At 61.2% G+C, this 11,887-nt stretch carries 5 protein-coding genes; 3 read left to right on the top strand and 2 right to left on the bottom strand.

Annotated elements, in window-relative coordinates:
- Positions 1–184: 184 nt before the first annotated feature.
- Both ABB27_RS10765 and ABB27_RS10760 read right to left on the bottom strand, forming a co-directional pair.
- Positions 185–1,426 (bottom strand): HlyD family type I secretion periplasmic adaptor subunit, encoded by a 1,242-nt coding sequence (locus ABB27_RS10765; protein ID WP_057628703.1) that lies wholly within the window; start codon positions 1,424–1,426, stop codon positions 185–187.
- The gene (locus ABB27_RS10760; RefSeq protein WP_057628702.1) at positions 1,426–3,792 is read right to left on the bottom strand and encodes a type I secretion system permease/ATPase; all 2,367 of its coding nucleotides are present in this window, start codon (positions 3,790–3,792) and stop codon (positions 1,426–1,428) included. The genes ABB27_RS10765 and ABB27_RS10760 overlap by 1 nt, the downstream gene beginning before the upstream one ends.
- A gap of 796 nt (positions 3,793–4,588) precedes the next feature.
- Here ABB27_RS10760 and ABB27_RS10755 point away from each other — a divergent pair.
- Genes ABB27_RS10755 through ABB27_RS10745 form a run of 3 tightly spaced genes read left to right on the top strand, consistent with a single transcriptional unit; the run spans position 4,589 to position 10,860 of the window.
- Positions 4,589–7,858 carry an Ig-like domain-containing protein gene (locus ABB27_RS10755; RefSeq protein ID WP_057628701.1) on the top strand — a complete coding sequence of 1,090 codons (3,270 nt, stop codon included), beginning with the start codon at positions 4,589–4,591 and terminating at the stop codon, positions 7,856–7,858.
- Positions 7,818–8,759, top strand: coding sequence for an Ig-like domain-containing protein (locus ABB27_RS10750; RefSeq protein ID WP_057628700.1), 942 nt, complete (start codon positions 7,818–7,820; stop codon positions 8,757–8,759). The genes ABB27_RS10755 and ABB27_RS10750 overlap by 41 nt, the downstream gene beginning before the upstream one ends.
- On the top strand, positions 8,731–10,860 hold the full coding sequence (locus ABB27_RS10745; RefSeq protein WP_338061722.1) for an Ig-like domain-containing protein: 2,130 nt from the start codon (positions 8,731–8,733) through the stop codon (positions 10,858–10,860). The genes ABB27_RS10750 and ABB27_RS10745 overlap by 29 nt, the downstream gene beginning before the upstream one ends.
- The last annotated feature ends 1,027 nt before the right edge of the window (positions 10,861–11,887 follow it).

Genomic DNA, 11,887 nt, shown 5'->3' with positions numbered 1-11,887 from the left:
CTTCATTGATCCGAGCTTCGGGGCTGATGCCGCTCCCACAAAAAAGTAGATTTTGGTGGGTTGCCTGCGGGGCCCGGGCAAGCGCAGCGCGGTTGAGAGGTACCGTTCTTGGCGGAGAGTACCTGGGGAGCCCCAACCGCGCTGCACTTGCCCGGGACCCGCAAGCGGGTACCGGTATCACCCATCAACGCTCGCGGAATGCCTCGCGCGCCTTCAGCACCGGCTTGAGCAGGTACTCGAGCACGGTCTTTTCGCCGGTGCGGATTTCCACCGAGGCGATCATGCCGGGGATGATCGGCAACTCTTTGCCACCGGCTTCCAGCACACTCTTGTCGGTCAGCACGGTCACCCGGTAATAGGTGCTGTCGGGGCGTCCGGCTGCGCCTTTCTCTTCATCTTTCAGGGTGTCCGGGCTGATCAATTCAACCTTGCCGTCCAGCCCGCCATAGATGCCGTAGTCATAGGCGGTGATCTTCACCTTGGCCGGCAGCCCCGGGCGCAGGAAGGCAACATCGGAGGGGCGGATCTTGCCCTCCACCAGCAGCTGGTCTTCCAATGGCACGATTTCCAGGATGTGCTCGCCCGGCTGGATGACGCCGCCAACGGTATTGACGCGCACGTTCTTCACCGTGCCACGCACAGGCGCGGTGATGGTGGTGCGTTCGACCACGTCGGCGCGGCCGACCAGATTCTCGCTGGTCTGCGACAGCTCCATCTCCAGCTTGACCAGCTCGGAGTTGGCATCGGAGCGGTAACGGTTGCGGCGCTCCACGATCTGCGAGCGGATGTCGTTGGCCTGGCGGCGCATGCGCAGCAGCTCGACATCGGACAGCAGGCCCTTGGCCGCCAATGGCTGGGCAAGGTTGATCTCGCGCATCGACAGGGCGTAGCTCTGCTCCAACGATGCAATGCCTTCGTCCAGGGAACGGCGACGGGCGTTGAAGGCGCGCGTTTCACTGGCGACCTCGTCGGCGAACTGGCTTACCTGCTCATCGAATACCAGCGCCTCGCCATACGCTTCGGCGCGCAGGCGGGCAATGGTGGCCTTCAGCGAGATGACCTTGCTGAGCGCTTCGCGGTAGCTGGCATTGGCGCGGGTTGGGTCGATCTTCAGCAGCACCTGGCCGCTCTCGACGATGTCACCTTCGTGTGCCGTCATTTCCGCGAGGATGCCGCCTTCCAGGCTCTGGATCACCTGCTCGCGGCTTTTGGAGACGATCTTGGCCTCACCCTTGGTGATTTCCTCGACCCGGGCAAAGTGTGCCCACGTGACGCCTACTGCCACCACCAACAGGATCATGTAGGTGACAAGGCGTGAACCCGGCGTGGTCTGCGCCAGTAGCGACTCGGAGACATCGTCCATGAACGCGGCATCGGCGGGGCTGATCGAGCCGGCGCCTTTGGTGGATTTCTTCCAGGGGAACATTACTGAGCCTCCTGTTGCGGTGATTTGGAGTGCCGCACGCGCATGGGTGCGGGTTGAATGGCCGGTGCCGGTGCCGGTGCCGTTGCAGTTGCAGGAGCCGCTGCAGGACTGGAAGCCGGTACCGGAACCTGAACCTTGTTCTGGGGGCCAGCCTGAGCCTGCGCGGCGGCCGCCTTCTCTGCATTGGCACCCAGCGCGGCGAGCACATTGGCCTTGGGGCCGTCAGCGAAGACGCGGCCGTTGTCCATCACGATCACCCGGTCCACAAGGTTGAGCAGGGAGGGGCGGTGGGTCACCACAACCAGGGTCTGGCCCTGGGTGGCGCGGTGCAGGTGCTCCAGGAACTGTGCTTCGGTCTGTGCGTCCATGGCGCTGGTGGGTTCATCCATCAGCAACAGGCGCGGCCTTGCCAGCAGGGTGCGCGCCAGCGAAATCAGCTGGCGCTGGCCGCCGGAAACACCATCACCGTTCTCGCCGATGGGCAGGTTGACACCGCGCGGATGTGAGGCAGCAAACTGATCCAGGCCGGTCAGCCGCAGCACGCGCAGGAACTCGTCGACGCTGGCATCCGGACAGCCCAGCATCACGTTCTCACGCAAGGTGCCATGGAACAGGCGCGCTTCCTGGTTGACGAAGCCCACGGCCTTGCGCCAATCGGCCGGATCGATCTGATTGACATCCAGGCCGTCGGTGAAGATCTGCCCTTCGGTAGGGGAGTACAGGCGCGACATGACCCGCAGCAGCGTGGACTTGCCACTACCGATGCGGCCGAGAATGGCGACGCGCTCGCCCGGCGCGATGGACACGCCGATATCGGTCAGTACCGGCGGATTGGGCTGCATCGGCGGTGCGGGATAGGAAAAGCCGATCTTCTTCAGAGTGAGCTGCCCACTCAGGTTCGGCACCGGCAGATAGTCCTGCTCCGGGTCGCGGTCCTGCGGCATTTCCATCAGCTTGTTCAACGAGCCCAGCGCGGCCTTGGCCTGCTGGAAGCGCACGGCAAGGCCAATCACCTGGCCCAGCGGCGCGGTGGCGCGGCCGGCCAGCATCACCGTGCCGATCAAGGCGCCCATGCTGAGCGTGCCGGCGGTGATCAGGTACACGCCGGTGATGACCAGCACCACCGTCTGCAGCTGCTGCAGCAAGGTGACGGTGCCGGTGGCAATGCTCGACAAGCGGCGCGACTTCATCGACGTGGCCGACTGCAAAGCGCTGAAGTGCTGCCAGCGGCGCTGCATGTTGGCGCTGCCGCCGGTGGACTTGAGCGTCTCCATGCCTTCGATGGATTCGATCAGCACGCCCTGCTTGAGTGAGGACTCGCGCAGGTTCTCTTTCATGACGCGTGCCAGCGGCCACTGGATGCTGACCGAAATGATGACGATCAGCGGCAGGATCAGCAGTGGGATCCAGCCCAGCGGGCCGCCGATGGCGAAGATGACGCCAACAAACATCAGCACGAAGGGCAGGTCGGAGATCGCCGCCAGCGTTGCCGAGGTGGCGAAATCGCGCACGGATTCAAATTCGCGCAGCTGATTGGCAAACGCACCGGAGGAGGCCGGCTTGTGCTCCATCTTCACCGATAAGGCCTGGCGGAACAGCATTGCGCCCAGTACCAGGTCGGCCTTCTTGGCGGCGACGTCCAACAGGTGCGCACGCACGAAGCGGATCACCGCTTCAAACACCATCGCGATGATCACGCCAATACCCAGCGACCACAGCGTCACGAAAGCCTGGTTGGGCACCACGCGGTCATAGACGTTCATGGTGAAGAAGATGCTGGCCAGTGCCAGTACGTTGGCCAGTACCGCAGCGATGGCGGCACTGCGGTAATAGCGGCGGTAGCGCCACAAGGTACTGAACAGCCAGTGGCCCTTTGCTTGGGGCAGCACGTCGCCGGCACGGTTGTCCACGTGCGCACGCGGCTTCACCAGGATGGCGTGACCGGAATAAATCGCATCCAGGTCTTCGTGCGAAATATCCACCGGCTCGGCGGAAACTTCGGGAAGAATGACCGTGTAACGCAGCTGGCGCTTGTTTTCCTCGTCGCGGACTTCGTTGCGCGCAAGCAGAATGCAGCCACCCTGTTGCTTGCGCAGCAGGATCATCGGCATGACCTGCGCCGGCAGTTGTGCCAGTCCACGCTTGACCACGCCGCCGGTCAAGCCGACATTGCTCAGCGCCTGCAAGGCAAGCGAGGGTGAGAGCGCGCCGTTCCACGGCAAGCCGGCAACCAAGGCCGCCGGGCTGCGACTCATGTCGTAGTGGTCACACATCCAGGACACGCTTTGCAGCAAGGTGTCCTCGATGTTGATCTGGTCTTTGGTCATCGCGGCGGCTTCATCAGCCGGTGCAGTCGTGTTGGTCATTGCAGTTCCAGATGGAGCCGCCTGCGGGGACGGGCGGGTTTTAATCCGGGAGTGCAAAGTGCCAATTGCTCCCGACGAGGAGCGGAAGTCTGCGGTCGGCGGGGTTCATGACGAATAGGATTCGTCCCAAATGTGCGGCGTTTGTTTTGTAACTGCCCATCATTCAGGCGTTTCTACCCGCTGGAGTTGAAGGGCTGCGCGCATGGCCGGGCAAGCGGGACCATCTGGTGCTTGCTTGATGCAGGTATTGAGATCGAACGAATCAAACACATGCAGCTCCCGTCGACCCTTCGATTGCCGGTACTTTACGTGGGTGGCGCTGATGGCTGCCGTTGCCGCGAAGTTTTTAAGATAAACCCTATGTAAGCGCGCTGCCCTACGGCTTATTGTTTTCACCAGTGAAACTGGTGGCTGGCACTGTGGGGACGCGCAGGGCGTGCGCATGGATCTTCACTCCACTCCGATTCGAACAGCCTATTCCCTGTCTTGGGAAGCATGTCCTATGCCCGTGTTTTTTTTAAGACCGATCCTATGGTTGTCGGTAGGCATGGCGCCTACTGTTCTTGCGAGTGAAACCAACTATCGAAGATACGACTGCTTGTCGGACTGCTGCGAGTCGGCAGCGGCGGCGAAGCCGTAGGCGACGAAGGGAGGACGGAAGCGCCTCCAGGGTTCACACGGGAAATCGTAAGCCCGCCGGTGCGAAAAGCGTGGCCGGCAAGGATCGCGCCTGTAGCGCAAGCGGTCCGGGATTCGCCTTACGTTTTCAGCAATCCGACAACAACGAGAAAAAACAATGACTGCGATGATATCGGTGGCTAGTGGCGACGCTGTGGTTGGCTCCCTGGGCTTCAGTACGTTGAATGCGGACGGGCGTGCCCGCATCAGTGCGATCAAGGGCGCGCGTTACGTGTTGGCTGAGGCGGACAAGGAGAGCGCGGCAGTAGGCGTTACCGTGGAACGATCAGGCGATGATCTGGTGCTCACGCAGCATGTTCCCGGTAGCGAGGATGCCTGGTTGACCATCGAGGATTTCTTCGCCGGCCAGTCGCAGTTGCTGGGTATCGGCAGTCAAGGCAGGTATGAGGAATACCCGGCCGTTGCCAAGTTGAGATTGGCCGGCGCCGGTGAAGCGGGGCAGGGGGAGCCTGTTGCGTTGAGCCTGCTCCCGGCGTTGCCTGCGCTGGCTCCCCTCGGCCTGGCATCTCTCAACGCCGATGCCACCGCACCTGCCGTTGCGACGACCGTGAAGGCTGATGCGGTTGATGTGGTCGATTCGAATGCAGGCGTACATCCAGCTGTAGCGCAGTATCCCGGTGCCGTGAGCAGCCCGGTGTTGATCGACCGGTTTGAAGATGCGGTTGGACATGCGCCCGGGCAGGAATCTGCTGAAACCGGGGCAGATGTCACTGTGCAGCGACGGAGCACTGATATCGGCGCACATGTTTCGGATGTTGCAGCAGAGACGACTGCGGATGCCGGTGTAGTGCAGGCGGACGAGAACGTTGCCGGTGCTGCATCTACCTCTGTTTCGTTGAATGAGAACGGGGGCGGGGTGGTGCAGACCGTCGCGGTCTTCGGCATTGATGATCTGCCGGAAATTTCGGCTGTGCTGGACGATCAGGGGCTGATCCAGGGCGTCATAGAAAACGGTGGCTACACCGATGATGGCCGCCCGCAGATGGTGGGAAAGGCGGAAGAAGGGGTTCTGGTACATATCTATCGCGGCTCGGAGCTGATCGGCCAGGTGTTTGCGGATGCCAGTGGTGACTGGTCCTTTACCCCGCGCCTGCCGCTGGCCGATGGCCGTCATGTCATCACCATCATTCACGAGTATCCGGATGGCGATGTAAGTGACGTCTCCCTGCCGTATGTGATCCATGTAGACAAGTCTGTCCCGGAAACACCGCTCATCACCGGCATGTTGGATGACGAAGGCCGTATCACCGGTGTGATCAGCGAGCAGATGGTCACCGATGACAATCGGCCAACCATTGATGGCACCGCCGAGGCGCATGCCACCGTCATCATCTACGACAAGGGGAAGCAGATCGGGACGGCCAAGGTTGACGCCGATGGCAACTGGAGCTTCACCCCGGACCTGCCCTTGGCCGACGGTACCCACCTGCTGAGTTATGCCGCGATTGATCGCGCAGGCAACGCCAGCGAGCCTTCCTCGGCTTTCGAGTTTGTGGTTGATACACGCCCGGAGAAGATAAACATCTTCATCGCGGATGATGATTTAGGCAGCGTCCAGGGTGCAATATTCAGCGGCGCCGTCACCGATGACAACACCCCCACACTGACCGGCTCTGCCACGGCGGGTGGCATCGTCAGTATCTACGAGGGGGCGGTACTGCTGGGTCAGGTAACTGCTGACGTGGACGGCACCTGGCAGTTCACGCCGCCGGCGCTGAGCGAAGGTGCGCACACCTTCCACGCGACGGTCACGTTGGTTGCCAAGGGCGAGAGCGAGCGCAGCAAGCCCTTCAATCTGACGGTGGATCTGACGCCACCCCTGCAGCCCAGCATCGAGCAGGTGCTCGATGATGTCGGCGCGGTCGTGGGCCTGGTAGAGCGCGACGGGCGTACCGATGACGCCACGCCAACCCTGTCCGGCAAGGCCGAGGCGGGTAGCACGGTGCACATCCATGACAACGGCAAGTTGCTGGGTTCAACGCTGGCCGATACCAATGGCAGCTGGACGTTCACCCCGGCGCTGCCGCTGAACGACGATACGCACATCTTCACCGTGACTGCCGAAGACAAGGCCGGCAACCTGAGCGAGGCTTCTGATCCATTCGCCATCACCATCGATACGGTTCAAGCAACCAAGCCAACCATCGACAGCGTCTATGACGACATTGGCAGCAAGACGGGCCTGCTTGTTTCTGGCGATGAAACCGATGACTACCGCCCCGATATCAGCGGCACCGCTGATGCCGGCAGTACGGTGATCATCCGGGACCATGGCGTCGAAATTGGCCGCGTACAGGCCGATGCCGAAGGAAAATGGACATTCACCCCTGCGGCGAATCTGGCTGAAGGGGCGCATGTGCTTACCGCCGAGTCGGTGACCGTCGATGGCAAGATCAGCCAGCCATCGGATCGGTTTGATTTCAGTGTGGTCCAGAACGGTGACGACTATCCGTCCGAACTGGGAAGCGGGGAGGTGAAGTTCAATACCACGCTGGTCATTGATAACTCGGGCAGCATGGCTACCCCTATCGCCTCGGTGAAGGAAGCGCTCAAGAAGTTGGCGAGCGAGTACCTGCTTGCTGCAGATGGTGCGCCCATCATGTTGACCATGCTGACCATGGCGAACACCACCCCGGTGAAGTACGCATTCAGCAGCAGCAGCGATGCGGACTACATCAAGTACATCGCCGCAGTGGATGCTCTGGGTGGCTATGGCGCCCCAAGCTATGAGACCGCCATCAAGGCCGCGATGAACAGTATCAAGGCCGACCATCTGCTCGGTAACGGCCCCAGCCAGGTATTCATCCTGGGGGACGCTCAGAACTCCCTGAGCCAGGCGACGGCTGATCAATGGCAGGCGATGCTGCTCAACCCCACCGGCAGCGCAACGCTGGCCACGCCGATCCAGTCCACCCCGATCTCGTTCCTGTCTTTCCCACACAGCTATGACTATTCCTTCCATTGGCTGGCGACGGGCGGTGAGGCCATCGACATGCCAACGGCGGAGATGATGCCGGAAATCCTGCTCGGCTCGGCAGTCGGTGACAGCGTCGCTGGCAACGTGCTGGACAACGATGCAAAGCTGACTCTGGACGGCAATGAGTACCTGACCCAGATCAGCTTCGAGGGTGGAACGTTCCGGGTTGCGCCAGGCAACTCGCTGGTGATGAGCAATGTCAACGAGACAACCAAGGCAAAGTATGATCCCGCCACCGGCCTGCTTACCATCACCACCCAGAGTGGCTCGCTACTGATCTATATGCATGCTTCTGGTGAGTACGCAGCAGGCGACTACGTATACAACTCGAAACTCGTGCATCGGCGAAGTGCAGGTTGGCGAGGACGGCACGTGGTCGTTCACCCCTGAAGCACCGCTCAGCGAAGGCGAGCACGTATTTGAAGTTGTAATCACAGATCCGGCTGGCAATGCGTCCAAGCCGTCCGATGAATATGTGGTGATCGTCGATACCACCCCGCCGGACAACAACGGCGTTGGCAGCATCGACGACGACCAGGGCTCGATCACCGGTCCGGTGGACAATGGCGGCGTCACCGATGACAGCCAGCCGACCCTGTCGGGCAAGGGTGATGCCGGCGACACCGTGACCATCATCGACAACGGCAAGGTCGTCGGCGAGGTGCAGGTTGGCGACGACGGCACCTGGACCTTCACCCCGGAAGACCCGCTGGAAGAAGGCGAGCATTCCTTCGAGGTTGTGGTTACCGACCCGACGGGCAATAGCAGTGGTCCGTCCGATGAGTTTGTGATCATTGTCGACACCACGCCGCCGACCAATGGTGGCATCGAAAGCATCATCGATGACCAAGGGGCTGTCACCGGCCCGGTCAAGAACGGCGAAACCACTGACGACACCAAGCCCACGCTGTCGGGCAAGGGCGACGCAGGTGATACCGTCACCATCAGCGACAATGGCACGGTCATCGGCGAAGTGCTGGTGGGCGAGGACGGCACGTGGTCGTTCACGCCGGAGCAGCCGCTGGATCAGGGTGAGCATGCATTCGAAGTGGTGATGACGGATCCGGCCGGCAACAGCTCTGGCCCGTCCGATGAGTACGTAATCACGATCAACAGCGACGTGCCGAACACGCCGGTGATCGAGACCGTGTATGACGATCAGGGTGACCAGAAGGGCTTCCTGAATCCGGGCGATGTCACCGACGACAACAAGCCGGTGTTCAGCGGTACCGCTGACCCCAATACCACCGTGATCATCAAGGATACCCGCCGATGCAACCCTGTGGGATGACGCCGGCAGCATTACCGGTGTTATCACCAGCGGCACCACCACTGATGACAGCACGCCGACCTTCAGTGGTACTGCCGAGCCGAACGCAACTGTCGTCATCTATGACGATGGCGTGGAGATCGGCCGCGCCGCGACCGATGCCAGTGGCGCGTGGACCTTCACCCCGTCGCCGGTGCTTGTTGATGGCCAGCACAAGCTCAACTACCAGGTCGTGGACAAGGCGGGTAACAGCAGCCAGAAGTCGGACGTCATCGAGTTCATTGTCGATACCTCCAAGCTCGAAGTCAGCATCGACGGTGCCACCGATGATGCTGGCAGTATCACCGGTGCCATCGCCAAGGGCGGCGTGACCGACGACACCACCCCGACCTTGCACGGCACGGCTACCGCTGGCGGTACGGTCAAGATCTATGAAGGCGATGTATTGCTGGGTGAAGCGCTTGTTGGCGCCGACAAGAAGTGGTCGTTCACTGTGCCGGTTGCCTTGGGTGCCGGTCCGCACGCGCTGACTGCCACGGTAACCACCGTCGCCAACGGCGAAAGCGAGCGCAGTTCCGAGTTCGACTTCAGCATCGATGTGACCCCGCCGGGCGTCCCGACCATCGTCCAGGTATTTGACGACGTGGGCGCGCCGCAGGGCGCATTGAGCCAGGGGCAGAGCACCGATGACACCACGCCGGCCCTGTCCGGTAAGGCCGAGGCCAACAGCACCGTGTACATCTATGACAACGGCAGCCTGTTGGGCAATGCGGTGGTGGATGCGCTGGGCAACTGGAGCTTCACGCCGAGTCCGCCGTTGCTCAATGGTGCGCATGCCTTCACTGTTACTGCAGAAGACAAGGCGGGCAATATGAGCGCCGCATCGAGTCCCTTTGCGATCGTCATCGACACCATCGCACCGGACAAGCCGGTGATCGAGGCGGTATACGACGACCATGGTGCGCGCACCGGCAACCTGGCGTCGGGTGCAACTACCGACGATGCCAAGCCGACCATCCGCGGCAGCGCCGAGGCGGGCAGCACCGTGATCATCAAGGACGGTGATACCGAGCTTGGGCGCGTGGTGGCCGGCAGCGATGGCAAGTGGGTGTTCGAACCGCCTGCAGGCTTGATTGATGGCGAGCACAAGCTGAGCGTCGAGGCATTGGATGCCGCCGGAAACCTCAGCCAGCCCTCGGATGCCTTTGACGTCATCGTTGATACCACGGTGCCGACTACGCCGAAGATCACCAATATCCGCGACGACGTCGGCGAGTTCACCGGTATTCTTCAGGCCGGTGGTACCACCGACGATACGAATCCGACGATCAACGGCAACGGCAAGGCCGGTGAGATCATCGAGATCCGCATGGACGGTGCAGTAATTGGCAGTGTTGTCGTCGGCGAGAATGGAAGGTGGAGCTATACGACGGAAGTTGCCGTGCTTGATGGCTTGCATGCATTCACCGCAGTTGCCGTCAGTCCAGGTGGTGCGGAAAGTGCGGCCAGCAATGCTTACAGCATTCGTGTGGATACCGTTGCCCCGGACAGCCCGACCATTGAGGCGGTGCGGGACAACGTTGGTGCATGGACGGGCGATCTGCAGAACGGTCAGACCACAGATGACCGCAGCCCGACCTTTGTCGGCAAGGCGGAGCCGAACTCGACCATCATCGTTTTTGATGGTGGTGAAGAGGTTGGATTTGCAGCCGTTGATGCGGACGGCAACTGGACCTATAGCGGCGAGAATCTGCGCTATGGCGAGCATGTGTTCACCTTCCATGCCTTCGATGTGGCCGGCAACATCGGCGTCGCGTCTGAGGAATGGTCGGTGTACGTAACTATGGCGACCAGGTCGATGACGGATAAGACCAGCAGCGAGCTGCCCTTGTCCGTGCAGGATTTGTTGTCCGGGGACACTGTCGAGTTCTTCGCTGAAGGTGCTGCACAGCCGGTGGCTGCGGCGGAACCACTGTCGGTTGTTGATCTGCAGGGGGCGCTGGAAGCAGATGCGCAGGACAGCTGGGCCGTCGGCGGAAACCAGCCGCAGGAAGCGCAGCAGTGGAACTCGGCCGGGGCGCTTGAAGCGGGCTATCTGCTTGACCAGCAGTTGGCTGGCTGATTGAAGTGATGGGTGAACGGAGTGCCGCGCTGCGGCTCTCCACTACCCAGGGCCGTCTGTGCCGGCTCACTCCTCGACTCAAATCGGTGGGTGAGCTGGCACAGCGTCCATGGCAAGAAGGGCAGGAATAGGCCCGATGAGCTGAGTGCGTAGCTCTCTTGCGTGCTGGAATTTTTGGATTCAATCGTGTTCAAGAAAGGGAGCTGCATCCGGCATTCTCTTCAGGACAGGATGAAGAATGGAAGGTCGTCCGCTGTGAGGTAGCCCGGGTAAGCGCAGCGCACCCGGGGCTGTTCGTAGGCAACCGGCAACATCGTTGGCCGCATGGTCCCGCGTACGCTGCGCTTACCCGGGCTACGATGACACTGCCTGCCGGACCTGGAAACGGGCGGCACTCTGCCCGGAGTCGGGTGAGGAACCATTTGTTGTGACGCTTCAGCAGGCAATTCGCCGCTGGGGGAAGGGCTTGGCCGTGTATCGACCGGCAGCTATCTGCTTCACTTTCATCCTTCCGTCGGTTGAGCACGTTGATGCTCTTGGCACTTCTATTTGCCAATGGCGCAGCTGCGATCTACGCCCGAACGTAGCAGGCAAACAGGTCGATTCTCATTTATCGAAGTCGTTCTCTACTTCACACTCTTCTGCCCGGGTAGCCGAAGATATTCGCCGGGGTACGGGCGATTCCCTCCACCGGAAATTCAGAATCGACGCCCCTGGATTCGGTAAGGGTCGAGGTGGCTCGATGTAGTGATCGGCGACGTTCAGCGAAGTGATGTGGGTTGTTGTGGTACGCAGCCTGGCTGCGGTCTCAACGGTCTTTCCTGGCAATTTTTGCGCTCTTTTCGCGGAATTGCTCGTGCGCCAGTGATGGTGCACAGAGAAGTTTTGAACTGGCATATGGCATGCAATTAGGACGTGTCCCATGTATTTGGGGGGCGCGTATTTCTATGCTTGCGCCCCATCGAAGCTGTGCCGGGCAAGGCAGCTTGTTCCAAGTGGCGCCATTGCGGCATGCACCTTGGTTATT

The organism is Stenotrophomonas terrae (assembly GCF_001431465.1).
GTDB classification, from domain to species: Bacteria; Pseudomonadota; Gammaproteobacteria; order Xanthomonadales; family Xanthomonadaceae; genus Stenotrophomonas; species Stenotrophomonas terrae.
Note: the sequence above shows the minus strand (reverse complement) of the source record. Positions and strands in the feature narration are given on the sequence as shown.